The sequence below is a fragment of the Kitasatospora sp. NPDC058444 genome, from assembly GCF_042721415.1.
Classification (GTDB): Bacteria; Actinomycetota; Actinomycetes; order Streptomycetales; family Streptomycetaceae; genus Kitasatospora.
The window spans coordinates 122,157-145,968 of the sequence record NZ_JBHXLL010000010.1 but is presented as its reverse complement, the minus strand read 5'-3'; the positions used below and the strand labels follow the sequence as shown (position 1 = coordinate 145,968).

The 23,812-nt window shown below is 74.4% G+C and carries 23 protein-coding genes; 12 read left to right on the top strand and 11 right to left on the bottom strand.

Translation table 11 applies throughout. The features are described from left to right. Window positions 1-67: 67 nt before the first annotated feature. Both ACFWP2_RS14280 and ACFWP2_RS14275 read right to left on the bottom strand, forming a co-directional pair. The gene (locus ACFWP2_RS14280) at window positions 68-328 is read right to left on the bottom strand and encodes a ferredoxin (RefSeq protein WP_380450721.1); all 261 of its coding nucleotides are present in this window, start codon (window positions 326-328) and stop codon (window positions 68-70) included. Beyond that, window positions 322-1,536, bottom strand: coding sequence for a cytochrome P450 (locus ACFWP2_RS14275; RefSeq protein ID WP_380450720.1), 1,215 nt, complete (start codon window positions 1,534-1,536; stop codon window positions 322-324). The genes ACFWP2_RS14280 and ACFWP2_RS14275 overlap by 7 nt, the downstream gene beginning before the upstream one ends. 641 nt (window positions 1,537-2,177) lie before the next feature. On the opposite strand from ACFWP2_RS14275, the gene ACFWP2_RS14270 reads away from it, so the two are divergent. The 4 genes from ACFWP2_RS14270 (at window position 2,178) to gndA (ending at window position 6,009) form a co-directional block, all read left to right on the top strand. Then, entirely contained in the window at window positions 2,178-3,263 is a 1,086-nt protein-coding gene (locus ACFWP2_RS14270; RefSeq protein WP_380450719.1) for an S-(hydroxymethyl)mycothiol dehydrogenase, read from the top strand. Further along, a complete protein-coding gene (locus tag ACFWP2_RS14265; protein ID WP_380450717.1) occupies window positions 3,260-3,889 on the top strand; it encodes an MBL fold metallo-hydrolase in 630 nt (209 codons plus the stop codon). The genes ACFWP2_RS14270 and ACFWP2_RS14265 overlap by 4 nt, the downstream gene beginning before the upstream one ends. A gap of 80 nt (window positions 3,890-3,969) precedes the next feature. Then, window positions 3,970-4,371: a pyridoxamine 5'-phosphate oxidase family protein gene (locus tag ACFWP2_RS14260; RefSeq protein WP_380450715.1), complete on the top strand. Its 402-nt coding sequence runs from the start codon at window positions 3,970-3,972 to the stop codon at window positions 4,369-4,371. 189 nt (window positions 4,372-4,560) lie between these two features. Continuing rightward, a complete protein-coding gene (gndA, locus tag ACFWP2_RS14255; protein ID WP_380450713.1) occupies window positions 4,561-6,009 on the top strand; it encodes an NADP-dependent phosphogluconate dehydrogenase in 1,449 nt (482 codons plus the stop codon). Between the two features lie 16 nt (window positions 6,010-6,025). On the opposite strand, the gene ACFWP2_RS14250 is transcribed toward gndA, so the two are convergent. The 6 genes from ACFWP2_RS14250 to ACFWP2_RS14225 form a co-directional block, all read right to left on the bottom strand. After that, window positions 6,026-7,129 carry an NAD(+)/NADH kinase gene (locus ACFWP2_RS14250; RefSeq protein WP_380450712.1) on the bottom strand — a complete coding sequence of 368 codons (1,104 nt, stop codon included), beginning with the start codon at window positions 7,127-7,129 and terminating at the stop codon, window positions 6,026-6,028. 90 nt (window positions 7,130-7,219) lie between these two features. After that, window positions 7,220-7,972, bottom strand: a complete 753-nt coding sequence (locus ACFWP2_RS14245) for an SDR family oxidoreductase (RefSeq protein WP_380450710.1) — start codon at window positions 7,970-7,972, stop codon at window positions 7,220-7,222. 113 nt (window positions 7,973-8,085) lie between these two features. Further along, complete coding sequence (locus ACFWP2_RS14240) at window positions 8,086-9,414, bottom strand: MFS transporter (protein WP_380450708.1); 1,329 nt, start codon at window positions 9,412-9,414, stop codon at window positions 8,086-8,088. A gap of 3 nt (window positions 9,415-9,417) precedes the next feature. Beyond that, complete coding sequence (locus ACFWP2_RS14235; RefSeq protein WP_380450706.1) at window positions 9,418-10,041, bottom strand: DUF5825 family protein; 624 nt, start codon at window positions 10,039-10,041, stop codon at window positions 9,418-9,420. Then, window positions 10,041-11,957, bottom strand: a complete 1,917-nt coding sequence (locus ACFWP2_RS14230) for a RiPP maturation radical SAM C-methyltransferase (RefSeq protein ID WP_380450705.1) — start codon at window positions 11,955-11,957, stop codon at window positions 10,041-10,043. The genes ACFWP2_RS14235 and ACFWP2_RS14230 overlap by 1 nt, the downstream gene beginning before the upstream one ends. A gap of 227 nt (window positions 11,958-12,184) precedes the next feature. Beyond that, window positions 12,185-13,030 (bottom strand): ferritin-like domain-containing protein, encoded by an 846-nt coding sequence (locus ACFWP2_RS14225; protein ID WP_380450703.1) that lies wholly within the window; start codon window positions 13,028-13,030, stop codon window positions 12,185-12,187. Between the two features lie 335 nt (window positions 13,031-13,365). Here ACFWP2_RS14225 and ACFWP2_RS14220 point away from each other — a divergent pair, with 335 nt between their 5' ends. After that, window positions 13,366-14,739, top strand: coding sequence for an FAD-binding oxidoreductase (locus ACFWP2_RS14220; protein ID WP_380450702.1), 1,374 nt, complete (start codon window positions 13,366-13,368; stop codon window positions 14,737-14,739). A gap of 112 nt (window positions 14,740-14,851) precedes the next feature. On the opposite strand, the gene ACFWP2_RS14215 is transcribed toward ACFWP2_RS14220, so the two are convergent. The 3 genes from ACFWP2_RS14215 to ACFWP2_RS14205 all read right to left on the bottom strand — a co-directional run bounded on the left by ACFWP2_RS14215 (window position 14,852) and on the right by ACFWP2_RS14205 (window position 17,357). Then, window positions 14,852-15,589, bottom strand: coding sequence for a methyltransferase domain-containing protein (locus ACFWP2_RS14215; protein ID WP_380450701.1), 738 nt, complete (start codon window positions 15,587-15,589; stop codon window positions 14,852-14,854). 182 nt (window positions 15,590-15,771) lie between these two features. Further along, entirely contained in the window at window positions 15,772-16,974 is a 1,203-nt protein-coding gene (locus tag ACFWP2_RS14210) for an MFS transporter (RefSeq protein ID WP_380450700.1), read from the bottom strand. Between the two features lie 125 nt (window positions 16,975-17,099). Continuing rightward, complete coding sequence (locus ACFWP2_RS14205) at window positions 17,100-17,357, bottom strand: hypothetical protein (RefSeq protein ID WP_380450698.1); 258 nt, start codon at window positions 17,355-17,357, stop codon at window positions 17,100-17,102. A gap of 355 nt (window positions 17,358-17,712) precedes the next feature. Here ACFWP2_RS14205 and eccB point away from each other — a divergent pair, with 355 nt between their 5' ends. From eccB to ACFWP2_RS14170, 7 genes are all read left to right on the top strand, one after another. Further along, window positions 17,713-19,209 carry a type VII secretion protein EccB gene (gene eccB / locus ACFWP2_RS14200; protein WP_380450697.1) on the top strand — a complete coding sequence of 499 codons (1,497 nt, stop codon included), beginning with the start codon at window positions 17,713-17,715 and terminating at the stop codon, window positions 19,207-19,209. 85 nt (window positions 19,210-19,294) lie between these two features. Then, window positions 19,295-19,621 (top strand): hypothetical protein, encoded by a 327-nt coding sequence (locus tag ACFWP2_RS14195; RefSeq protein ID WP_380450695.1) that lies wholly within the window; start codon window positions 19,295-19,297, stop codon window positions 19,619-19,621. Window positions 19,622-19,654: 33 nt separating this feature from the next. Next, window positions 19,655-19,954, top strand: coding sequence for a hypothetical protein (locus ACFWP2_RS14190; protein ID WP_380450694.1), 300 nt, complete (start codon window positions 19,655-19,657; stop codon window positions 19,952-19,954). 19 nt (window positions 19,955-19,973) lie between these two features. Beyond that, on the top strand, window positions 19,974-20,339 hold the full coding sequence (locus tag ACFWP2_RS14185) for a hypothetical protein (RefSeq protein WP_380450692.1): 366 nt from the start codon (window positions 19,974-19,976) through the stop codon (window positions 20,337-20,339). 100 nt (window positions 20,340-20,439) lie between these two features. After that, window positions 20,440-22,812: a hypothetical protein gene (locus tag ACFWP2_RS14180; RefSeq protein ID WP_380450690.1), complete on the top strand. Its 2,373-nt coding sequence runs from the start codon at window positions 20,440-20,442 to the stop codon at window positions 22,810-22,812. A gap of 165 nt (window positions 22,813-22,977) precedes the next feature. Beyond that, entirely contained in the window at window positions 22,978-23,427 is a 450-nt protein-coding gene (locus ACFWP2_RS14175; RefSeq protein WP_380450688.1) for a YbaB/EbfC family nucleoid-associated protein, read from the top strand. Beyond that, window positions 23,420-23,719 carry a hypothetical protein gene (locus ACFWP2_RS14170; protein ID WP_380450687.1) on the top strand — a complete coding sequence of 100 codons (300 nt, stop codon included), beginning with the start codon at window positions 23,420-23,422 and terminating at the stop codon, window positions 23,717-23,719. The genes ACFWP2_RS14175 and ACFWP2_RS14170 overlap by 8 nt, the downstream gene beginning before the upstream one ends. Window positions 23,720-23,812 lie beyond the last annotated feature (93 nt).

The following is a 23,812-nucleotide window of genomic DNA, read 5'->3' as shown; positions in this document are numbered from 1 at the left end:
GTGCCGGTCGGGGGAGCTCCCGGTGGTGCCCGCCGCGGTCGTCGCGACGGGCACCACCGGGGAGCGCTCACTCCGCGGGGACGATCCGGTGGCCGCCGCGGGCCGAGTGCAGGCTGAGCGCCTCGACCGGGCAGAAGTCCACCGCCTCGCTCAGCCCGTCCGTCAGCTCCGCGCCGCCGTCCGCGTACCGCGCCAGCGGTGCGGCCAGCCCGTCGGCGCCGAGGACCAGCGAGTCCGGGGCGCTGAGGACGCACATCCCGGAGCCGATGCAGCGGTCCCGGTCGACCCGGACGACCACCGGCTCGATGTCCGCGCGGCCCGTCACCATTCCACCCGCAGGGAGTGAGGGCTGCGGGTGAGCAGGCCGCGCCGCCAGTCGATCCGCTCGACCGGGTCGGCCAGCCGCAGGGCGGGCAGCCGGCGGGCCAGCCGGTGCAGGGCGAGCTCCAGCTCCATCCGGGCCAGCCAGGCGCCCAGGCAGTGGTGCGGCCCGGCGCCGAAGGTGAGCGTGGGGGCGGCCAGCGGGGCGAACAGTTCGGTGAGCAGGTCCCCGGTGAACACCTCCGGGTCGTGGTTGGCGGCGGCCGCGTCGGCGGCGACCACGCTGCCGGCCGGGATGACCACGCCGCCGATCTCGACGTCCTCGACGGTGCGGCGCATCAGTCCGGGCATGTACTCCTGGCGGTCGCCGAGCGGGACGGCACGCAGGATCTGCTCCGTCGCGGCGGCGGCGCTGGCCTCGTCGGAGGAGAGCCGCTGCCAGGCCTCGCGGCCGTCCTGGAGCAGGTAGACCAGGGCGTTGCCGAGGCTGGTCATGGTGGTCTCGTGGCCGGCCACGACCAGGCCGATGACCAGGGTGACCAGCTGGCCCTCGGTGATCGAGCCGTCCTCGGCGGCGGCCGCGAGCAGGCTGCTGACCAGGTCCTCGCCGGGGGCGGAGCGGCGCTCGGCGATCACCTCGGCGCCGAAGGCGGCGAACTCGGTCATCGCGGTGACGATCTCGTCGGCGCTGTAGGCGGTGACGGACATCGCGTGGTCGCTCCAGTGCGCGAGCCGCTTGCCGTCCAGGTTGTCCAGGCCCATCAGCCGGCTGATCACGGCGACCGGCAGCGGGCGGGAGTAGCCGGCGATGATGTCGGCGGGGGAGCCGTGGTCGATCAGCTCGTCGATCAGCGACTCGACCACCGAGGCCACCCAGGGCCGCCAGCGCTCGATCGCGCGCGGGGTGAAGGCGCGCTGCACGGTGCGGCGCAGCCGCTGGTGCTCGGTGCCGTCGATGTTCAGCATGATCTGCGGATCGTCCAGGATGTTGGGCGTGACCGTGATCGGCGGGGCGTCCGGCGCGTAGAGCGGGGCGCGGCCCAGCCGCGGGTCGGTCAGCACCTGGCGCACGTCGGCGTGCCGGCTGACCAGCCAGACCGGCGTGCCGGTGGGCAGCGCGGCGAGGCGGGGCGGGCCGGGTTCGAGCAGGCGCATGCAGTGCAGCGGGGGGAGCGGGGCGGTGCCGGCGCTGGTCGCACTGTTCTCGGTGGACATCCGTACTCCAGACTCCAGGGCGGTGGGCCGCGGGGACGCGACCCGACGGGGGGTGGATCCGGGGATCGTGCGGGGACGGGTGATGCGGCCGGCTGGCGGCTCGACACGGGCCGGGGGGTCGGTCGGGCTCCTACGGGGTGTGGCGCGAAATGTGCGCGGGTGCGCGGTCGGCGCGCACCCGGCGCGGTCGGTGCGCTGTCGCGCGCCGACGGGCGGGGCGGGTGTGCTGAGCGTGGTCGTGTGGACCGTCTCAGCTACGACCGTACGTGGGTGGCGGGCGCCCGTCTGCGGCGATTCCAGCCAACGCGGGTGCTTTCCGGGCACTTAGAGGAGTGCTGACGGGCGCTCAGCGCCGCCCGTGCGCCCCCCTCGGCGAAGCCGCGCCGGGCGGGTCTCCGCGCCCTCGGCGGACACCCGGCCGGCGCCTGCCACGTGAGGACCCGTGAGCCGTCGCGGCGGCGGCGGACACGCCGTCGGCACGCGCGGTGAGCCGTATCACACCGCGTCACACCGGATCGCCCGGGATGCTCCGCCGGTGACCGGCCGGGCGGGCGATACGCTTCGTGGGCAGTTCGTCTGCAGTCGTGTTGTCGCAGGTCACGCCGGTGCAGAGCCGCACCGGCAGACGGAGGTGGAATCGGATGCCCCAGCAGGTCAAGGCAGTCATCGCGCGCGCCAAGGGCGAGCCCGTGGAGGTGGCCACGATCGTGGTGCCGGACCCTGGCCCGGGCGAGGCGGTGGTCCGGATCCAGGCGTGCGGTGTCTGCCACACCGACCTCCACTACCGGGAGGGCGGCATCAACGACGAGTTCCCGTTCCTGCTCGGCCACGAGGCCGCGGGCATCGTGGAGTCGGTCGGCGAGGGCGTCACCGAGGTCGAGCCCGGTGACTTCGTGGTCCTCAACTGGCGTGCGGTGTGCGGCCAGTGCCGCGCGTGCAAGCGGGGCCGCCCGCAGTACTGCTTCAACACCCACAACGCCAAGCAGAAGATGACGCTGCTGGACGGCACCGAGCTGTCCCCCGCGCTGGGCATCGGCGCGTTCGCCGAGAAGACCCTGGTCGCGGCCGGTCAGTGCACCAAGGTGGACCCGGCGGCCGAGCCGGCCGTCGCCGGCCTGCTGGGCTGCGGCGTGATGGCGGGCCTCGGCGCCGCGATCAACACCGGCAACGTCGGCCGGGGCGACTCGGTCGCCGTGATCGGCTGCGGCGGCGTCGGCGGCGCGGCCGTGATGGGCTCCCGGCTGGCGGGCGCGGCGAAGATCATCGCCGTGGACATCGACGACCGCAAGCTGGAGACCGCCCGCGCGCTGGGCGCCACCCACACCGTCAACTCCCGCACCACCGACCCGGTCGAGGCGATCCGCGAGCTGACCGGCGGCAACGGCGCGGACGTGGTGGTCGAGGCGGTCGGCCGGCCGGAGACCTACAAGCAGGCCTTCTACGCCCGGGACCTGGCCGGCACCGTCGTCCTGGTCGGCGTGCCGACCCCGGAGATGACGCTGGAGCTCCCGCTGCTCGACGTCTTCGGCCGCGGCGGCGCGCTGAAGTCCTCCTGGTACGGCGACTGCCTGCCCTCGCGGGACTTCCCGATGCTGATCGACCTCTACCTCCAGGGCCGCCTGGACCTCGGCGCGTTCGTCACCGAGACCATCGAGCTCGACGCTGTGGAGCAGGCGTTCGAGCGCATGCACCAGGGCGACGTCCTGCGCTCGGTGGTGGTCCTGTGACCGCGGTCGTCGAACGGCTGGTGACCGCCGGGACCTTCGAACTCGACGGCGGCAGCTGGGAGGTGGAGAACAACGTCTGGATCGTCGGGAACGACGAGGAGGCGGTGGTGATCGACGCCGCGCACGACGCCGAGGCCATCGAGGCCGCGCTCGGCGGGCGCCGGCTGCTGGCGATCGTCTCCACCCACGCGCACAACGACCACATCGACGCTGCCCCGGCGCTCGCCGCCCGCACCGGTGCGCCGATCCTGCTGCACCCGGACGACCTGCCGCTGTGGAAGCTCACCCACCCCGAGCGGCTGCCGGACGGCGAACTGGCCGACGGCCAGCGGATCGAGGTGGCCGGCACCGAGCTGACCGTGCTGCACACCCCGGGCCACGCGCCGGGCGCGGTCTGCCTGTACGCGCCCGGGCTGGGCACCGTCTTCACCGGGGACACCCTGTTCCACGGGGGCCCGGGTGCCACCGGCCGGTCGTTCTCGCACTTCCCGACGATCATCGACTCGATCCGCGAGCGGCTGCTGACGCTCCCGGCCGAGACCGTGGTGCGCACCGGTCACGGCGACCCGACCACCATCGGCGCCGAGGCCCCGGCCCTGCCGGAGTGGATCGCGCGCGGGCACTGACGGGCACCGGGGCGGGGCCCCGCCCCACCCGGACGGCCCCCGGGGAACGACCGTTCCCCGGGGGCCGTACCATCGCGATCATGGCCCATGACCCGCGCGACCTCGACGACGCCTTCCTCGCCTTCTGGCGGGAGCGGCACATCTCCACGCTGACCACCACCCGCCCGGACGGCACGCCGCACGTGGTGCCGGTCGGTGTGACGTACCAGCCGGAGACGGGAACCGCCCGGGTGATCACCAGCCGCACCAGCCGCAAGGCCCGCAACGTCGCCGAGGCCGGACCCGAGGGCCAGCGGGTCGCGGTCTGCCAGGTGGACCGGGCCCGCTGGTCGACCCTGGAGGGCGTGGCGGTCGTCCGCGAGGAGCCCGAGCAGGTCGCCGCGGCGGAGCGCCGCTACGCGGAGCGCTACCGGCAGCCGCGGGTCAACCCGGACCGGGTGGTCATCGAGATCACCGTCGACCGGGTCCTCGGCCGCGCCTGAGCGCGCCCCCGGGCAGCGGCTGTCCGGGCAGCGGCCGTCCGGCCGCCGCCGGGGGCACCTGAACGGGGCAGTCCCCCGTGCGGCGGGCGGGGGCGGGTGGTGAGCATGGGAGCGGCCGGCCCGGGCGGCCGCGGCGCAGGCCCGCGGGTCCCTGCCCGGGGGACTCCCCGAGGAAGGAAGCAGCCGCCCATGGAGGCATCCGCACAGATCGGCGTGACGGGGCTCGCGGTGATGGGCCGCAACCTGGCGCGGAACTTCGCCCGCAACGGCTACCCGGTCGCGGTGCACAACCGCACGCCGGCGCGGACCGACGCGCTGGTGGAGGAGTTCGGCCACGAGGGCACGTTCGTCCCGGCACGGTCGCCGCAGGAGCTGGTGGCCGCGCTGGAGCGGCCCCGCAGGCTCCTGATCATGGTGAAGGCGGGGCAGCCCACCGACGAGGTCATCGAGGAGTTCGCCCCGCTGCTGGAGGCGGGCGACATGATCATCGACGGCGGCAACGCGCACTTCGCCGACACCCGGCGCCGGGAACGGGCGCTGCGCGAACGCGGCATCCACTTCGTCGGCACCGGTGTCTCCGGCGGGGAGGAGGGCGCGCTGCACGGCCCCTCGGTCATGCCCGGCGGCTCCGCCGAGTCCTACGCCGTCCTCGGCCCGATGCTGGAGCGGATCAGCGCCCACGTGGACGGCGATCCGTGCTGCACCCACATCGGCACCGACGGCGCCGGCCACTTCGTGAAGATGGTGCACAACGGCATCGAGTACGCCGACATGCAGCTCATCGCCGAGGCCTACCACCTCCTGCGGGAGGTCGGCGGGTACACCCCCGCCGAGATCGCCGAGACCTTCCGGAACTGGAACAAGGGGCGGCTGGACTCCTACCTGATCGAGATCACCGCCGAGGTGCTCGCCCACACCGACGCCGCCACCGGCAAGCCCTTCGTCGACATCGTCCAGGACGCCGCGGAGCAGAAGGGCACCGGACGCTGGACGGTGCAGACCGCCCTCGACCTCGGCTCCCCGGTCACCGCCATCGCCCAGGCCACCTTCGCCCGGGTCGCCTCCGCCCGGTCCGAACTGCGGGCCGCCTACCGGCCGCTGCCCGGGGGCACCCGGCAGGAGCTGCGCCCGCACGAGGCCGAGCGCTTCACCCGCGACGTCGAACAGGCCCTCTACGCCTCGAAGGTCATCGCCTACGACCAGGGCTGGACGATGATCCGCGACGCCGCGGCCGAGTACGGCTGGGACATCGACCTGGGCGCGGTGGCGAGGATCTGGCGCGGCGGCTGCATCATCCGCGCCGCATTCCTCGACCGGATCCGCGCCGCCCACGCCGCCGACCCCGACCTGGTCAGCCTGCTCGCCGAGGAGCAGTTCGCGGCGGAGGTCGCCGACGCCCAGGCGGCCTGGCGCACCGTGGTGGCCGGCGCGGCCCAGCACGGCATCCCCGTGCCGGCGTTCTCCGCCGCGCTCGCCTCCTACGACACCCTGCGCAGCGAGCACCTGCCCGCCGCGCTGGTCCAGGGGCAGCGCGACTTCTTCGGCGCCCACACCTACCGCCGCACCGACCGTCCGGGCAGCTTCCACACCCTCTGGGCCGAGCCCGCCCGCCCCGAGGTGCGGACGGACGGCGCCTAGGACGGCACCGGGCGGGTCAGTCCTCGTCCTCGGCCCGGCGGACGACCGAGGGAAGGTGGCGGCCCGCCTGCAGCGTGGGCAGGTTCAGGTGCTCCAGGTCGTGCGGCGGCGGCGACGTCAGCGGCCACGCCGACGGCACCTCGCCGTCGGAGGAGGTGGCGGGCGCGTCGGTCAGCCGCATCCGCCGGCGCACCCGGCCGTAGAAGTCCGTCGGCCCCAGCCGCGCCACCCGCAGCCGGGTCGGCGCGGCGTAGGCGCCGACCCAGTCCCCGGGCTCCAGCACCCCGCGGAGCTGGCCGTCCACGCTGACCGCCGCGGTCCCCGAGTTCGACAGCAGCCGGATGGCGATCGGCTCGTCCGGGGCGGCGAGGACCGAGCGCTTGAAGACCATGTGCGCCGCGACGGGGGTGAAGACCAGGACCTCCGCCCGGGGCGAGACCACCGGCCCGCCCGCGGCGAAGCTGTACGCGGTCGAGCCCGTCGGGGTCGCCACCAGCAGCGCGTCGCCGGCGTAGCAGGCGAGCAGCCGCCCGGCGAAGTAGACCGCCGCGGCGACCCGGCCGTCCCGGGCGAACTTCTCCACCACGACCTCGTTCAGCCCGAGCAGGTCGAGCGCCACCCCCCAGCCCCCGCCGACCTCGCAGCCCGCCCGCGGTTGCGGCGGGGGCAGCCCCGGCCGGCGGCCGTACAGGCCCAGCGGATCGAGCTCCTCGGGCGGCGAGAGCGGCCGTGAGGCGCGCATGGTCAGCAGCATCCGGTGCTCGACGGTGATCCGGGACTCCTGGACGGCGTCCAGGGCCTGGAGCACGTCGTGGGCGGGCACCTCGGTGAGGAACCCGACGTGCCCGAAGTCGATGCCCAGCAGCAGGGAGCCGTTGTGCGCGGCCAGGCGGGCGCCGCGCAGGAAGGTGCCGTCGCCGCCCAGCGTGACGATGAGGTCCGGCTCCCCGGCGGCGGCCAGCTCCTCGCGGGCGCCGCGCCGCTGCACGCCCGCGTCCCACACGTCGATCTCGGAGCACCGGACGTCGTGGTCCGCGCACCAGGTCCGGACCAGGTCCGAGGCCGCCACGGCCTCGGGCCGTCCCTTGTGCACGACGAGACCGACGCGGTGGACCGCCATGGCTTGTCCTCCCGGGAGGGGGCGGTACGGGTCCTCTCCAGGATGCGCCCGGGGCGCGAGCCCCGGCGACTCGTCCGGTCCCGGGGCGGCTCAGTACCGGGCGTCGGCGGGGTCGAGGGTGAGCTCCGCGATCCGGGCGTGGCCGGGGCGGCTCATCGCCCACTCGACGGCGGCGGCCACGTCCTCGGCGAGCAGCGGGTGGTACGGCCAGTCGGTGACCTGGTGGACGCGCGGGGCCGGGGCCCCGGAGAGGACCGAGGCGAACTCGGTGTTGGTGGCACCGGGGGAGATCAGGCAGATCCGGCAGCCGCCGGGCGGCCGTTCCTCCTCGGCGAGCGAGCGGACGAAGCCCGCCAGTCCGTGCTTGGTGGCGGAGTAGGCCGCGTAGCCGGGCGAGGGCCGGGTGCCGAACACGGAGCCGACCAGCACCAAGTCCCCGCCGCGGGCGTCCAGTTCGGGCAGGAGCTGGCGCGTGACGATCATCGGGGCGAGCAGGTTGACCCGCAGCTGGGACTCCCACGGCGCGCTGTCGGCCTCCCGTACCGGCCCGTGGCCGCGGCCGTGCCCGGCCGCCAGCACCGCGCCGGCTAGCGGGCCGGGCAGGGCGGCGAGGACGGCCGTCAGCGCGTCGGCGAGCTCCTCGGTGTGCTCCAGGTCGAGCGGCGCCGCGACGACGGCGGTGCCGTGCTCGGCGGACAGCTCCGCGGCCAACGCCTTGAGGCGCTCCTCGCGCCGGGCGATCAACACCAGGTCGTGGCCGCGGGCGGCGAGCCGGCGCGCGGTGGCCGCTCCGATTCCGCTGCTCGCTCCGGTGATGAGCACGGTTCCCGCTGCGCCGGGCATGCGGCCTCCTGTGGCGTCGAGGACGTGGTGTCGAGGACGTGGTGTCGAGGACGTGGTGTCGAGGACGTGTGTCGAGGATCTGGTGCGAGGGTCCGACTCGGGGTGGCGGGGCCTCAGGCGGCCTTCTTCCGCTCCGCGGCCCGCTCGATCTCGGCGAGCATGTCGCGCGGGAACCAGAGACTGCTCGCGCCCGCCAGGGCGACGGCCGCCGCGCCGACCAGCACCGGCACGATGCCGACCCGGGAGGCGAGCCACCCGCCGACGAAGGCGCCGACCGGCAGGGTGGCGGTCAGCACGGCCTGGAGGAAGGCGTTCACGCGGCCCAACAGGTGGGCGGGGGTGACGAGTTGCCGCCCGGTGGTCATGGCGATCGCCCAGACGGTGGCCAGCAGTCCGAACAGCAGCTGGTACAGGACGAGGACCGGGAAGGACAGCCCCAGCGAAGCCGCCGGGATGAGGAAGAGGGCGGCCCCCGCGCCCACGGCGCACAGCCGGATGGCCCGGGCCATGCCCAGCGCGCGGGTGACGGAGGTCGCGGCCAGCACGCCGCTGCCCATTCCGACGGCGTACGCGGCGTAGACGGCGCCGAGCTGCCACGGGGGCAGTTGCAGCTCCCGGTCGGCGTACAGGACGAACAGGCCGCCGCCGGCCCCGCCGCCCAGGTTGAGCCCGGCCGCGGCCAGCGCCTGGCGGCGCAGCAGGGTCTCGCGCCGGATGACGTCGAGGCCCTCCTTCAGGGCGTCGAGGCGGGACCGCGCGCCGCTGCCCGCCTCCTGCGCGGACCGGTTCAGGGCGGCCGGCAGCGCGAGGAACAGGGCCCCGCCGACGAGGTAGGCGGCGCACTCGACCAGCAGCGCCGGGGCCGGGTCGATCACGCCGATCAGGATGCCGCCGAGCGCCGGCCCGCCGATCAGGCCGACGGTCCGGGCTCCGGTGAGCGAGGAGTTGGCCGGCAGCAGGCGTTCCGCGGGCACCACGCGGGGCAGACAGGACTGCAGCGCGATGCCCTGGGCGGAGTTCAGCGCCCCGGAGGCGGCGGCCGCGGCGAACAGGTGCGGCCAGGTCAGGCCGTCCAGCGCGGCGGCGAGCGGCACGCTGCCGATGGCGGGCACCTGTAGCCAGGACAGCGAGACCAGCATCCTCCGCAGCCGGGCCCGGTCGACGGCGACGCCGATCAGGGGGCTGAGCAGGACGCCGGGCAGGTACGACATCGCCATCAGCGCCGAGGCGCCCAGCGGGCCGGCGTGCAGGTGGGCGATGGCCAGCAGGGGCAGCGCCAGCGCCGTCACCTGACGCCCCACCGAGCTGGTCATCTGCTCCGTGACCAGCAGCAGCAGCGGGCGGTGCCGGCGCAGCGGTACGGATTCCGGGGCCGGGGGCGGTGTCGCGGGCGGGCCGGACTCCGCGGGTACGGACGACTCCTCGGCCGTGGAAGATCCCATGTATCAGACTCCTGTGTCGGGCACGGTCCAGTGGCGGATGCGTGGAGGCAGTGTCACCGCCCAACCCCGGGTGACGAGCACGAGGCCTTCGGACGCCAGGACGGACACGGCCTCACGGCCCGTACTGCTGAGGTCGTCCAGGGCGGTGGGGGTCAGGCAGGCCCGGAAGGTGGCCACCAGGTCGGGGTGGTCCAGCGCGAAGCGGGCCGAGGCGTCCGGGTCCCGGCGGTCCCGGACCTGGAGGAAGTCCGGTCCCTGCCGGTAGTAGAACCGCCCGTACGCGTAGGCGGAGCGCCAGTCGGCCAGGGCACGTTCGGCCTCTGTGGCCTCTGTGGCCTCTGTGGCCGAAGCGGCGGGCGGCGGCAGGTGGTGCAGGTGGTGGAGGGCGAAGTCGGCGGCGTCGGGGTCGTGCAGCAGCGGGTCGTCCGGGGCCAGCGACCACCGCACCGGGAGCACCTGGCCCTGGCACTCGCGCAGCAGCCGGACGGCCTCGGCGGCCGGGCGCCCGCCCGCGCCGAGGCGGACCGGTGCGGCGAGGACGACCAGCCGGCCGTCCAGCCGGTGGGGCACGGTGTCCGGCAGGTCCGGCCGGTCCGGGGCCGCGAGGGAGGGCTTGGCGATCGGCATCACGCCACCTCCTCGGGGGTGGGGAGGGCGGCGGGGAACGCGGCGCCGACGCCGGGGGCGCGGACCGGAACCGCCCGGGTGGGCAGCGCGAGCAGGGTGTCGCCGTCCTTGAACACCAGTCCGTGCGCCAGGAGTTCGCGCCCCCAGGCGGTGAGCTCGTCCAGCGGGACCTCGTACCCGGCCTCGGCCAGGCGGCGGTGCAGGGCGGCGGGCGTACGGCCGTGCTCCAGCTCGCGGAAGGCGGCGGCCCGCCAGTGCGTCAGCCGGTGGGTGCGCCGGGGCCAGCCCTCGCGTTCGTCGTGGACGAGCAGGTCGCCCTGCTCGCCGTCGCCGCCGTCCGGGCCGTCCGTGACCGGTTCGAGCAGGAGCCGGGAGGACGGGTAGGCCTCCGTCCAGCGGTCGATCTCCTCCACCAGCCGCCGTTCCAGCTCGCCCTGGATGCCGGTGGCCGGGGCGTCGAACAGGTAGACCAGGTCCTCCAGTTCCTCCCGCGGCAGCTGGTAGACGTGCTGGTAGATGTCGGCGGGGCGGCGCTCGGTGAAGCCCAGCGCGGGGTTGGTGAAGTGCGGGCTGAAGCGCTCCAGCGCGATGCGGGTGGCACCGCCCGGGGGCTGGAGGTGGCGCAGGGCCGGCATCTGGTCGATGATCTCCGTGTAGTCCTCGTCGCGCTCGCCCGGGAACCCGTAGAGGTAGTTCCAGACACAGGTGAGCGCGTGGTTCTCGCACTCCCTCATGGTACGGACGTTGCGGGCGCCGGTGACCCCCTTGTCCATCAGACCGAGCACCCGGCTGTTCAGGCTCTCGATGCCGGGCTGGACGTGGGTGACCCGGGCGCGGCCCAGCAGGGCGATCTGCTCCTGGCTGAGGTTCGACTTCACCTCGTAGTGGATGCGCAGGTCCCACGCGCTCTCGGCGGCCCGTGGCAGGAAGTCACGGAAGTAGTCCATGCTGATGATGTTGTCCACCGTGATGACGTCGAGCAACTTGTGCCGGTGGACGAGCCGTTCGATCTCGGACCAGAGCTGCTCACCGCTCTTCGAGCGGAACTCCATCAGGCTTCCGTTGAGCCCGCAGAAGGTGCAGTGGTGCTTCTCGCCCCACCAGCAGCCCCGGGCGCCCTCCACCACGAGCTTGGGCTCGACGAACTCGGCCACCGGGGAGGAGTCGAAGGACTCCTGCCAGGCGTCGAAGTCGGGGCTGGGCAGCAGTCCGATCGGCACGGTGCCGCGGGGCTCCCGGTTGGCGCGCGAGGTCCCGCCGTCCCACCAGCAGACCCCGGGGACGTCCGCGGGGGCCGTGCCGCGCTCGATGTGGGCGAGCAGCGCCGGGAAGGCCCGCTCGGCCTCCCCGCGCACGACGTGGTCCAGGAAGGGGTGGTTGCGGTGCAGGGCGTGGCCCATGACGCTGTCGCAGTTGCTGCCGCCCAGCACGGTGACGACCTCGGGCCGCAGGCGCTTGATCTCCCGGGCGAGGGCGAGCGAGGGCACGTTCTGCAGGAAGGTGGTGGTCATGCCGACCACGTCGGGGTCGGTGGCGAGCACGTCGCGGGCGGCCTCGGCGATGAACCGGGCGGCGTGCGGCCGCATCCGCAGCAGGCTGTCGATCGACGAGCCGGTGCGGGCCGCGTAGGCGGTGAGCTGCTCGGTCCCCCACTGGTCGTCGTCGTAGAGGCAGCCCGAGAAGACCCAGTCGCCGAAGCCGTCGAACACCTGGTCGTCGGCGACGGTCATGTACTCCGTCGGGGTCAGTTCGCCGTCGCTGTGCTCCAGCAGGAACTCGGCCCAGCGCAGCCACCCGTGGTACTCGGCGACCTCGTCGGCCGGCCGTTCCCGGGTGACGAGCGCGTGCAGGAGGCCGACCTGGAGCGACGGCATCTCCAGGGCCTGCCACGGCATGGAGACGAGCGCGATACGCATTCCCTGGCCTTTCGGACTCACGGACTCACGGACTCTCGGACTTTCGGACTTTCGGACTTTCGGACTCTCGGGCGGTGGAGCGGGCAGTGGAAGAGGCGGCCGTACCACCGGGGGTACGGCCGCCTCGGGTGGAACCAGTGCGCCTTACTTGCTCGCGCGGCGTGTGCTCACGCTGTACTTGTTGGCCGCCTTGGTCTCAGCGCGGACGGCAACCTTCTTGATCTCCATCACACCTCCATGTGTTCTCGCGTGGATTTGCCGTGCCGGGACAGGTCTTGCCGGTCGTCCCGGACGTTCAGGAGCACCCGCATGCGGGTGGCGTGTCGCGCCCGGAGCCGGGCGGCGACCAGTGGTGCCGGTGTACCGGGCAGCAGCCGGTGCACCAGCGAGGCCAGCTTGTCCACGTCGTTGTGCTTCAGCACCACCTGTTCGGCGGCGAGCAGCAACTCGGCGGGCAGACGGCGCAGTCGGTCCGCGCCGGGGCCGTGGGTGAGGTAGGCCATGCCGAGCGCGACGTGGCGGGACTCGTCGCGGCGCACCAGCCGGTACACCTCGCCCAGGCCGTCCCCGCGCAGGCCCTCGTCGAACCAGCGGAACTCGTCGGCGGCGAACCCCTCGGCCAGCGTGTGGGCCAGGAAGCGGGCGGTGTAGTCGTCCAGGGACCACAGGTCGCGCGACAGTTCGTCGACGGCGTCGCCCGGATCCTTGACCGACCCGGCGACGGCGTGCGCGTAGTGGTGGAAGACGGCCGAGTGCTTGGCCTCGTCGGCCACCGCGGTGGCGAGCACCAGCTTCATGTCGCCCTCGGGGCAGGCGTGCAGCAGGCCGGCCGCCACGTCCATGCCGACCTGCTCGGCGTAGGTGCTGCCGCTCGCGATCAGCCAGGAGAGCTCGGAGGGCGGTGCGGTCCCGGGGCGGTCCCGCAGGGCCCGGTGGACCACCTCGGCCGGCTCCCAGTCGTGCGAGCGGGCGTCACGGATGAAGCGGTGGTGCAGGTCGGGGACGCCGCGGGTGCGGTAGCGGGCCACGCCCGACGGACGCGGTCGGTCCGGAGTACCTTCGGTCCCAGTCATCCCTCACCCCGTTGCCGCGCCGACCGATGTCATGTGCAGGGAAGCAAAACACGGCGGGCTCCGTAGTTCGAGCGCTTTCGTCGCTCCGGCCCCGCAAATGCGCCAAGATCCCGGTGGCCGAAGGGACTTGGGTGGCTCGCCGGGCGGTCCGAGGCTGACCAGCGGAGATCGGGACCGGCCGGGCAGCGGGCGTTGCCCGTCCGGGACGGTTCGACCAGGAACGGAGGATGGCCGAAAGGTGATGGATCATCAAATCTTCACCTCCGGGCCGTCGACGGGCCACCTATCGTGTGTGCGCCATCGCATCGGCGCATCGATCACGGGGAGCCGCCACCATGCCGGAGGACGACGTTCTGCCACGGGCCACACCGCCCGCCCACTGGCTGAGCCCCGGCGACGCCGGGTACGACGAGGCGCGCACGGTGTGGAACGGCATGCACGACCGCAGCCCCGCCCACATCGCCCGCTGCCGCACCGCGGCCGACGTGAGCGAGGCGCTGCGCCACGCGACGGCCCACGGCCTCGACGTCACCGTCCGCGGCGGCGGCCACAACGTCGGCGGCAGCGCCGTCGCCGACGGGGCGCTGATGATCGACCTGTCGCCGATGCGCGCCGTCACCGTCGACCCGCGGGCCCGCACCGCCGAGGCCCAGGGCGGCTGCCTGCTGCGCGACCTCGACCAGGCCACCGCGCCGTACGAACTGGCCTGCCCCGCCGGCGTCATCTCCCACACCGGCCTGGGGGGACTGGCCCTCGGCGGCGGATACGGCTGGCTCGCCCGCCGCTGGGGCCTGACCTGCGACCACATCCTCGCCGCCGAGGTCGTCCTCGCCGACGGCTCGGTGGTCGAGGCCACCGAGGAGAGCCACCCCGAACTGCTGTGGGCACTGCGCGGCGGCGGCGGGAACTTCGGCGTGGTCACCCGCTTCACGCTGCGGCTGCGCCCGGTCGGACCGGCGCTCTTCAGCATGGGCGTGCACGCCGTGGACGGCGTCCCCGACGCCCTGGCCGCCTACCGGGCGTACACCGAGCGGCAGCCGGCCGGCCTGCACGTCGTCGGCGGGCTGAAGCGCGCGGGCGAGCAGGACTGGATACCGGAGCACCTGCGGGGGCGGCACGCGCTGCTGCTCCTGGCGGTGTGGAACGGGGACCAGGAGGAGGGCCGCGCGCACACCGAGGCGCTCTACCGGGAGGTCGCGCCCGCGGCCCGGGTGAGCATCCCCATGTCGTACCCGCAGCTCCAGGCGCTCGGCGACAGCAGCGAGCCCAAGGGCGACCGGTACTTCGTCAAGTCCCGCTACCTCCAGGACCTTTCGCCCGGGGCCGTGGCCGGGATGGTCGAGGCGACCCGGGCCAACCCGTCCGCGCTCTGCTCGATCGACTTCGAGTTCCTGCGCGGGGCCATCGCGGACGTCCCCGAGCGGGACTCCGCCTTCCCCGGCCGCGCCGCGCCCTACCAGGTGACGGCGGAGGCGCACTGGACCGACCCGGAACGGGACGCGGAGCACATCGCCTGGTCGCGGGCGACGATCGAGGGCCTGCGGGCCTTCGGCACCGGCGGGGCGTACGCCAACTACGTCCAGGGCGAGGGCGACCGGAGGGCGCGGGACATCTACGGCCCGGAGCGCTACGCCCGGCTCGCGGCCGTGAAGAAGGCCTACGACCCCGGGAACGTCCTGCGCGGCAACCTGAACATCCGGCCGGAGTAGGGCCGCTCCTGCCGCGCCGACCGCGCCTCCCGCGCCGGCGAGGCCTGCCGCGCCTGCTGTGCCGACGGGGTCTGCCGCGCCTGCCGTGCCGACGGGGCCTGCCGCGCCGGAGTCAGCGCGGCGCGGACCCGCCCGGCCCGGCGATCAGCCAGTGCGCGGGCAGCTCGATCCGGGCGCCGTCGGCGGTGGACTCCGTGGTGGCCAGCGGCAGTTCACCGCCGGCGAGGACGTCGAGTCCGGCCGTGCGGAACAGCTCGGGGAAGGCCGCGTCGGCGACATCAGCGGGGGCGAGCCCGTGGTCGAGGACCGGGCGCAGTTTCGGGGGCGGGCCGGCCGGGTCGCGGGCGAGCTCGCCCAGCACGCCCTTGGCCGCCTCGGCGAGCTCGAACACGAAGGCCCGGCCCCGTGCCCCGATCAGGACGCGGACGGCGTCGACCACCCGTCGGCGGTCGGCCGGCTCGCTCTGGTGGATCACCCCGCGCACGTACACGTTGGCGTCGCCGAGGCGGTGGTGGAGCGCCCGGACGGCCTCGGCGTCGGTGGCGTCCAACCGGGTGAACTCGGCCCGCCCGGCCGGGTCGCCGCGCCGGGCGCGGTCCACCGCGGCGGCGGCCAGGTCGACCCCGAGGACGAGCGGGAAGCGCTCGGCGAGGAAGCGGGTCTGGGTGCCGTTGCCGCAGCCCAGGTCGATGACCGGCAGCGCCGGGTCGGCCAGGTGGGGGCGGAACAGCGTGAGGTGGCGTTCGGCGCTGAGGGCCGGGTCGGCGTCCCAGATCACCGCGCCCGGTTCCTCGGGCGCGTCGCGCCAGAAGCCCTCCCAGGCGCCCAGGTAGCGACTCGTCACGCTCATGGCGGGGACCTCCGGATGTCGCGCGAGGTGTCTGGTCCGTGTCTATCGGTACCCGGTCCGGGCGGCAAGCGGGTCCGGGCGGCAGCCGGCGGGCGTGCGCGGGTGGCGCGTGACGGGAGCGCGCGGGCGAGGGCCGCGCGCCTGCCTGGGCACGCCACGGGTCAGCCGGGGCACGCCGCGGGTCAGCTCGCGGGGCGCGACCGGCGCAGCAGGTAGAGGCCGGAGGCGGCGGCGAGCACGGCCATGCAGGCGGCGAAGACCAGGCCCGCGTCGGCCAGGCCGAGCGGCCCGGTGAGCAGGCCCACCCCGATGACCGGGATCGAGATGCCGAAGTAGGCGACCACGAACAGCGCCGAGAGGGCGCCGCCGCGGTGCTCGGCGGGAGCGGCCGCGGCCACCTCGCCCACCGCCCCGCGCAGGCCCATGCCCTGCCCGGCACCGCCCACGAGGGCGCTGAGCACCAGCGGGGGCAGGGTCTCCCGGGCGAGCGAGACGGCCAGCAGGGCCATCCCGGCGATCAGCACCAGGCAGCCCAGCGGGATCGCCCGGGCGGTGCCGAGCCGGGGCACCAGGAGCTGGCCGAGGGTGGACGCGAAGAAGGCCGTGAAGACCACCAGGCCGACCACCGCGCGGTTGTGGACGCCCAGCTCGGTGGCCAGGAAGGCGGGGCTGACCGAGGTGAACAGGCCCAGCAGGGAGAAGCCGGCGAAGGCGGCGACCGCGGCCGGCACGAACACCCGTCGGACCTCCGGCGGCAGGGACGGCCGGTCGGGCCGGGCCGTGCGCAGCGGGCGGGTCCCGGGGACCGTCTCGGGCAGCAGCCAGGTGAGCGCGAAGGAGGCGGCGAGCAGCCCCAGGTGCACGGCGAAGGGCAGGACCAGGGGGTGCGGCGCGTACTGCGAGAGCACACCGGACAGCAGCGGCCCGCAGCCGAGCCCGCCCATGTTGGCGGCGGTCGCGACGAAGCCCGCGTGGGCCCGGTGCCCGGGCGGGGCGAGTTCCAGCACGTACGCCGTCCCGGTGCCGGTGAACAGGCCCGCCGAGAACCCGGACAGCAGGCGGCCCAGGCAGAGCAGGGCGACGCTGTCCGCGTTCAGGAAGACCACGGCGCTGGCGGCCGAGCAGAGCAGCCCGCAGAGCAGTACGGGCCGGCGCCCGACCGAGTCCGAGACGTTGCCGATCAGCAGCAGGACGCCGATGACACCGAAGGCGTACACCGCGAACACGACCGTCACCGTCAGCTCGGAGAAGCCGAGCTCCTCCTGGTACAGCCCGTAGAGCGGGGTGGGCAGGGTGGTGCCCGCCATGCAGACGGCGAAGGCGGCGGCGGCGACGAGGTACCCCACCCGGGTGACACCAGGCCGGGCGGTCCGACGATCGGTCATTCGCCCACCCTAGGCACGCGCCCCGGGCCGGGGCCCGGCCGCGCGGGGGAGCGCTGCGCCGAACGGCGGTCCGCGCCCGGCCGGCGCCGGGCGCGGACGGGGCGCGGAAGGCGGTGCGGGCGGCGTCAGCGGTCCCGGTGCCAGGTGGCTTCGAGGGCGGTGGAGCCGTCCGGCCGGGGCGCGCGGTGCCACCGGGCGTGCAGGCCGGCCGGGTGGGCGACCGGGCGGGTGACCGGGCGGGGCGTACCGATGGCGCCGAGCACGGTGTTGTCGAGCGGGCTGGCGGCCAGCCGGTCCAGCACCCGCGCGACGGTGGTGCGCAGGCCGTGGCCGTGGCGGCGCGCGTCGGGGACGACGGAATGGAACGCAGCGAGGACGGACATGCGGCTCACCTCCGGGAGGACCTGCGGGTCGTGCAGGTGCGGTCCGTCCAGCTTCCGCCGCTCCGCGGGCGCCGAGGCCCGGATTGACGGGCTGCTGACACTCCGCTGACGATCTGCTGACGCGGAGGCGTCCCGCGCGAGGTCCTGGGGGCCCGCGCGTGGTCCGCGGGGGTCCGCCGGGGCGTCGGCCCCGGTACGCGGCGACGTGGCGGGCCGGGTGGCGGCGGTCGCCGCCCCGCGCCGGACGGGGTGGTGAACCCGACCGGTGCGGGGGGCCGTAGGACCGAAGTGGGCGCGCGCAGCGGTGCGGCCGCGAAGCAGCGGGGGCGTCCGTGAGGAACCGGGGAGGAACTGGATGCAGTCCCGACGCGACCAGGTGCAGGCGCACCTGTTCGTGATGAGCAGGCTGGCCTCGGGCATGCTGCGGGCGGAGCCCGACGCGCCGGACACCCCCACCGGGCGCACCACCCGGGGCACCATGACGGGCCTGGCGGTGGGCGTGCTGATTGGGCTGGGCGTCACGGTGTACGGGGTGATCCGGCCCGGTGGCGGTGACGGCTGGGCCAAGCCCGGCACGCTGGTGGTGGTCGAGGAGACCGGTGCCCGGTACCTGTCCGTCGGAGGGCAGCTGCATCCGGTGCTGAACGACACCAGCGCCAGGCTGCTGGCCGGCGAGCAGATGACGGTGCGGCAGGTGAGCCGGGCCTCGATCGCGGACGCGCCGCGCGGCGCCCCGGTCGGGATCGTCGGCGCCCCGGACGGGCTGCCGCCGGCCGCCGACCTGGCCGGCGGCACCTGGCTGGTCTGCGCCACCGCCCAGCCCGGCCCGACCGGCACCCCCGTGCCGAAGCTGGCGGTGCTGGTGGACCCGGCGGCCGAGGGGCGGGCGCTGACGCCCGGCCAGGGGCTCCTGGTCGCGACCCCGGACGGCTCGACGCACCTGCTCTGGCAGGGCCAGCGGCTGCGCGTCGACACCGCCAACCAGGCGCTCCAGGCGCTCGGTTACGGCGGTGCGACGCCGTTCCCGGTGCCGGCCGGAGTGCTGAACGCGCTGCCCGCCGGACCCGACCTCGCCGCGCCCGCCGTCGCCCGGCGCGGGGAGGCGGGCCCGGCGCTGGGCGGCAAGCCGACCCGCATCGGCCAGCTCTTCGAGGCCCCGGGCGGCGCGCACTACCTGCTCACCAAGGACGGCCTCGCTCCGCTCACCCCGACCCTGTACGCCCTGCTGCTCGGCGATCCGCGAACCCAGAAGGAGGCGTACGGCAGTGCGGCCCCGGCGCCCGCGCCGATCGGCGCCCTGGACCTCGCCGGGCACGCCGCGCCCGGCGGACCGCCGCCCCAGGGGCTCCCGGAGTCGCCGCCGGCGCTGGTCGCCCCGCTGCACGGCGAGGGCGTCTGCGCCGACCTGCACACCGGCGCCGGCGCCCCGACCACCGCCGTCACCGTGCTGCCCGCCGATCGGGCCTACGCGGGCCGTCCGCCGACGCCGCCGACCGACGCGGGGGCCGCGGGGGGTGCGGCCTGCGCCGTCGCCGACCGGATCGCCGTCCGGCCGGGCCGCGGCGCCCTGGTGCGGGCGCTGTCGGGAGCGGGCGCCGGGGGCACCGAGTACCTGGTCACCGAGGGCGGGGTGCGCTACCCGCTGCCCTCGCCGGCGGTCGTCAGGCAGCTCGGCTACGGCGGTGCGACGCCGACCGCCGTCCCGGCCGCCGTGGTGGCGCTGCTGCCCTCCGGCCCGAGCCTCGATCCGGCGGCCATGGGGGACGCCGCCGCGCCCACCGCCGCGCCGACGGTGGCGGCGATCGCCGCCGCGCCGGCACCCGCGGCGGCGAGTCCGTCGGCGTGCAGCTGAACCACCGTCCTCAACAGGGCCGTTGGTCCGATCAGACGTCTCGGCCGGGCAGTCCGTCCGGCGAGCGCAGGGAAGGGAGCAGAGCATGACCACACCGGGCATGTTGACCAAGGAAGACGAAGCGATCCGCCAGGTCCTGGCGAGCCTGGAGCAGCAGATCGAGCACATGGTGACCGCCGGTCGCACGGTCGAGCGGATCAAGGAGGAGATCGCCGGGGGCTACATCTCCGGCGCGAGCAGCGAGTTCCAACGGAAGGTCGAGGACTGGATGACGCGCTACCAGCAGGTCATCGGCGCCTTCGAGCGCTTCGTGCAGTCCACCCAGGGCGCCAACGCGATCCTCACCCAGGCCGAGGACGACGCCCGTGCCCACGCCGCCGACGGCATCTACAACGGCCTGCAAGGCGCCTGACGGTTCATCACCAGAAGAGGATCGAGTAACCCCATGGACTTCGGCAACATCCAGCTCCACCACGAGACCGTGTCGCAGGCGGTCGGCGAGCTGCGCCAGGCCGGCAACATGATGCGCAGCAACCTGGACGAACTCATGAGCAAGCTGCGGGGCGTGATCGACGGCGGCCACTTCCAGGGTGTCGCGGCCACGGCCTTCGAGGACCTCTCCCGGGTGGTCACGGCCAACGAGTCCGCCATGGACGACGACATCACGGCGGCCGCGAACACCCTCAGCACGATGCACGAGATCATGGTCGAGTCGGACGTCCACGCGGGGAACCAGTTCGCCTGACGAGGAGGGGGGTCCGCGCATGAGCGGCGACACCACCAAGATCACCATCGCCTACTTGGAGGGCCGCCTCGCGGAGCTGCGGGCCTTCGAGCAGGAGGTGAACGGCCAGAAGACGAACTGGGCGAAGGCGCCGTCGGCGCTGAAGGCGGGCCAGGACGCGTTCCCGTCCGCCAAGGCGCTGAAGCAGGCCTACCTCGACTACGCGAAGAGCGTGGGCGAGGGCATCGAGGCCGTCCGCAAGACGCTCGACGACATCGTCAACGACCTGCTGAAGGCCGGGCGGACGCTCCACGAGGGCAACGACGACGCCCTCACGGAGGCCCAGCTGCTGGAGGTCCTCCACGACGTGCTCACCGGCGTCGCCCCGACGACCAAGCTCCCCTGACGCCCGGAGCCCGCCGTCGGCGCCGCAGGGCCGCCCGGCCCGCCGGCGCCGACGGCACACCGCTGCCCGAGAACCGTTCCACTCCGCCCGGAGGATGACCATGGCCGACGAGACGAAGTACACCTGGGAACAGATGCTGAAGGTGTTCGCCGGGACGGACCACAGCGACGTCGCGCAGCGCACCGACGTGACCGGCCCCCAGTGGATCCAGGCCCGCTACCTGTACACGGACACCAAGGCCAACAACGACAAGCGCAAGGTCCAGAACGGCATCGCCAAGGGCGACGCCGGATACGACATGTGGGCCGAGTGGGTGTACCTGGTCGAGGGCGGCGGCACCTACAGCACGATCCTGGGCGTGACCTGTGACTGGCACTTCTGGGACGGCAAGCCCGACGACAAGACGCCGACCCCGTGGACCCGGTTCAAGGCCAACCCGGGCGACATCATGGGCCCGTCGATCTGGGGGAGCTGCTCCGGCAACGAGGTCACGGCGCCTCCGACGCTGTGGGACGCCGCCCGGATCATCGGCGAGGTCGACACCTTCTTCGTGGAGCAGCGCAGGAAGGTGCACACCTGGTTCAACGACGTGGGTGGCTCGGACAGCGAGTTCCAGGGCAGCGCGGCCGGCCGGTTCAAGGAGGTGCTGTACGGCCTGGAGAACGAGTTCATCGCCATGCACTTCGGGCTCAGCGGCGATCTCGGCGCGTACAAGGACCTGCCCAAGGACCCCCCCAAGGACCCGCCCAAGGACGGGTCCACGAGCAACCCCATCGTCACCAAGCTGAAGGCGGCCGGGGACGCCCTCAAGCAGCAGCAGGGGAACATGTACTACCAGGGTTACGAGCCCTGGATGGGGAACTCCGCCCTGGTGACCGTCGGCGCGAGCAACGACAAGGGTGAGCACTGGCAGTACACCGACGGCTCGAAGGGCGGCAGCTTCGCCTCGCCGTACACGTGCGTGCACTTCGCGTTCACCGAGCTGGTCAAGGACCTCACCGCGGTCCTCACCCTCACCACGATCAGCTACGAGGACGGGAGCCTCTCGGCCGACGCCACGGTCTCGGGTGGCGGGGTCACCCTGGCGACCAACGACAAGGGCGTCGACAAGGGAGCCCTGGACGCCTTCGTCGCGAAGCTGGAGGCCGCGGCGAAGAAGAAGTGGAACGACTGGGTCATCGAGAAGCTCGACTCGGCCGCGACCAACGCGGGGAGGCTCCTGAGCGACGCCTACGACGACGCGAGCAAGCTCCTGATCCCGATCAGGCCGGTCACGCTCGACCTGCCCAAGGACAAGGTCGATCCCAAGACCACCCCCGACGGCAAGGACGACAAGGGCGGCGACGGGTCGAAGACCGACGTCAAGGGGCCCCCGGGGACCGGCGGTACCGGGGGCGGCGGCGCCGGTGGGGGCGGCACCGGCGGGATCGGGGGCATCGGCGGCGGTAAGGGCGGCGGGAAGACCGGCGGCATCGGGGGCATCGGCGGGACCGGCGGTGGCGGGACGACCGGCATGGTCCCGCTGCTGGACAAGGACGGCAAGCCGCTGCTCGGCAAGGACGGCAAGCCGCAGATGGTCCCGCCCGGCACCCGCGTCAACGACAAGGGCCAGCTGGTCGACAAGGACGGCAAGCCGCTGCTGGACAAGGACGGCAAGCCCCGGACGGTGCCGCCGGGCACCGTCGTGGGCCAGCCCGGTACGGGCTCCGGCGGCTCCACCACCGGGTCGGGCGGCGCGGGCACCGGATCGGGCGCGCCGTTCAAGGTGCCGCCGGGCTCGAAGAAGAACGACGACGGGACGGTCACCGGCCCCGACGGCACGCTGGTGAGGGACTCCAACGGCAACCCGGTGGTGCTCGGCAAGGACCGGACCATCGCCGAGGACGGCACCGTCAAGGACGCGAACGGGCGGCCGGTCTCGCAGTTCGAGCAACTGCTCACCGACGAGGAGCACGCCCTCTCCAGGGGCGCCGGGGACATCCGCACCGGCGGGGGCGGCAGTTGGAGCGGGCTGCCCGGCTCGATCGGCGGTGGCGGCATCTCGTTCGGCTCGGGCGGATCCGGCGGGGCCGGGTCGGACCTGTTCGGCGAGCCGCGGGGCGCCGCCGGCCCGAAGACCGTCGGAGGTGTCTCCTCCGGCCCGGCGAACCTCGGTGTCGGCGGCAAGCTGGCCGAGGCCATGGGTGTCAGACCGACGGCCGAGCTGGCCGCCGAGGAGGCCGCGGCGGGACGCGCCGCGGCGGCCGGCAGGACCGCGGCCGCCGCCGAGGAGGCCCAGCTCTCGGGCCGGGGCATCCCCACCACCGGCGGCATGGGCGGCCCGATGATGCCGCCGATGGGCGCCGGTGCCGGAGCCGGAGCAGGGGCGCCCGGCCAGAGCGAGAAGGAGCGGCAGCGCACCACCTGGCTGTCCGAGGAGGAGGAGGTCTGGGGCACCGACTCGGGCGCGGTGACGGGCGTCATCGGCCGCTGACGGAGCGACCGCCGGGGCAGGCCGATCCGGCCCGGCGTCGAACCGCGGGCCGCACCCCGGCCGTAGAGAGAACCGTACGACCCCACGAGCGGGTGCGTCCCGGGCCGGACCCCCGGTCCGGGACGCGCCGCGGGGACACCGGGAAGAGACGGGAGACACGGGCGGATGACGTTCTCGTACGCCGAGCAGATCGACCAGGCCATGGCGGCCCTGGCGGAACAGCAGGCCAGGATGGCCGAGGCGGCCAAGGAGCTGCAGGCGGCCACCGCCTCGGCGACCAGCAAGGACCGGATGGTCACCGCCACGGTGGGCGCGCAGGGCCAGGTGGTGTCCCTGGTCTTCCACACCACCGGGTACCGGACGATGGCTCCGGCCCAGCTCGGGGCGATGATCGCCGACGTGCTGAACACCGCCCGGGCCGACCTCGGCGAGCGGCTGGTCGAGACCATGGGGCCGTTCAGCGGCCTGGGCGAGACCCTCCGGGCCTCGATGACCGGCGGCACCGAACTGGACGAACTCTTCGCGCCGCTGCGGGAGATGCGCCCCGGGTACGCCGAGACGGAAGCCGCGGAGGAGCGGCGCAAGCGCGACCGGCAGGAGGAGTTCCGTGGGTAACCAGCTGAACATCGGCGCGGACCTGGACGCCAAGTTCAAGAAGTTCGCGCCGCTCTCGGACATCCTCGACGACATCGGCCGCCGGTGCGACGAGATCAACACCTTCAACAAGGAGTCGGCCGGGAACGACGAGATCGGCAAGACGTACCACGAGAACGTGGACAGCGCGACCGTCGACCTGGTCAAGCTGCTCGCGACGGTGGGCGATGAGGTGGAGAAGCTCGGCCTCAAGGGCCGGCGGACCTCCCTGATCCTGCACAACGCGGACGAGGACGCCAGGCGCCACGCCTGACGGGTCCGCCCGGCCTCCCCGCTCCCACCCCCGCTTCCCGTCCCCACCGGCTCCCGCCCGCGGCCGTGCGCCGCCCGAGCTCCCCGAACGCCA

Coding starts and splice junctions, on each gene's coding strand:
- ACFWP2_RS14225 (WP_380450703.1), bottom strand. CDS start 13,030: ATGACTGGGACCGAAGGTACTCCGGACCGACCGCGTCCGTCGGGCGTG.
- ACFWP2_RS14240 (WP_380450708.1), bottom strand. CDS start 9,414: ATGGGATCTTCCACGGCCGAGGAGTCGTCCGTACCCGCGGAGTCCGGC.
- ACFWP2_RS14215 (WP_380450701.1), bottom strand. CDS start 15,589: ATGAGCGTGACGAGTCGCTACCTGGGCGCCTGGGAGGGCTTCTGGCGC.
- ACFWP2_RS14270 (WP_380450719.1), top strand. CDS start 2,178: ATGCCCCAGCAGGTCAAGGCAGTCATCGCGCGCGCCAAGGGCGAGCCC.
- ACFWP2_RS14245 (WP_380450710.1), bottom strand. CDS start 7,972: ATGCCCGGCGCAGCGGGAACCGTGCTCATCACCGGAGCGAGCAGCGGA.
- ACFWP2_RS14185 (WP_380450692.1), top strand. CDS start 19,974: ATGAGCGGCGACACCACCAAGATCACCATCGCCTACTTGGAGGGCCGC.
- ACFWP2_RS14260 (WP_380450715.1), top strand. CDS start 3,970: ATGGCCCATGACCCGCGCGACCTCGACGACGCCTTCCTCGCCTTCTGG.
- ACFWP2_RS14230 (WP_380450705.1), bottom strand. CDS start 11,957: ATGCGTATCGCGCTCGTCTCCATGCCGTGGCAGGCCCTGGAGATGCCG.
- ACFWP2_RS14195 (WP_380450695.1), top strand. CDS start 19,295: ATGACCACACCGGGCATGTTGACCAAGGAAGACGAAGCGATCCGCCAG.
- ACFWP2_RS14180 (WP_380450690.1), top strand. CDS start 20,440: ATGGCCGACGAGACGAAGTACACCTGGGAACAGATGCTGAAGGTGTTC.
- gndA (WP_380450713.1), top strand. CDS start 4,561: ATGGAGGCATCCGCACAGATCGGCGTGACGGGGCTCGCGGTGATGGGC.
- ACFWP2_RS14220 (WP_380450702.1), top strand. CDS start 13,366: ATGCCGGAGGACGACGTTCTGCCACGGGCCACACCGCCCGCCCACTGG.
- ACFWP2_RS14175 (WP_380450688.1), top strand. CDS start 22,978: ATGACGTTCTCGTACGCCGAGCAGATCGACCAGGCCATGGCGGCCCTG.
- ACFWP2_RS14275 (WP_380450720.1), bottom strand. CDS start 1,536: ATGTCCACCGAGAACAGTGCGACCAGCGCCGGCACCGCCCCGCTCCCC.
- ACFWP2_RS14235 (WP_380450706.1), bottom strand. CDS start 10,041: ATGCCGATCGCCAAGCCCTCCCTCGCGGCCCCGGACCGGCCGGACCTG.
- ACFWP2_RS14280 (WP_380450721.1), bottom strand. CDS start 328: ATGGTGACGGGCCGCGCGGACATCGAGCCGGTGGTCGTCCGGGTCGAC.
- ACFWP2_RS14250 (WP_380450712.1), bottom strand. CDS start 7,129: ATGGCGGTCCACCGCGTCGGTCTCGTCGTGCACAAGGGACGGCCCGAG.
- ACFWP2_RS14205 (WP_380450698.1), bottom strand. CDS start 17,357: ATGTCCGTCCTCGCTGCGTTCCATTCCGTCGTCCCCGACGCGCGCCGC.
- ACFWP2_RS14190 (WP_380450694.1), top strand. CDS start 19,655: ATGGACTTCGGCAACATCCAGCTCCACCACGAGACCGTGTCGCAGGCG.
- ACFWP2_RS14210 (WP_380450700.1), bottom strand. CDS start 16,974: ATGACCGATCGTCGGACCGCCCGGCCTGGTGTCACCCGGGTGGGGTAC.
- eccB (WP_380450697.1), top strand. CDS start 17,713: ATGCAGTCCCGACGCGACCAGGTGCAGGCGCACCTGTTCGTGATGAGC.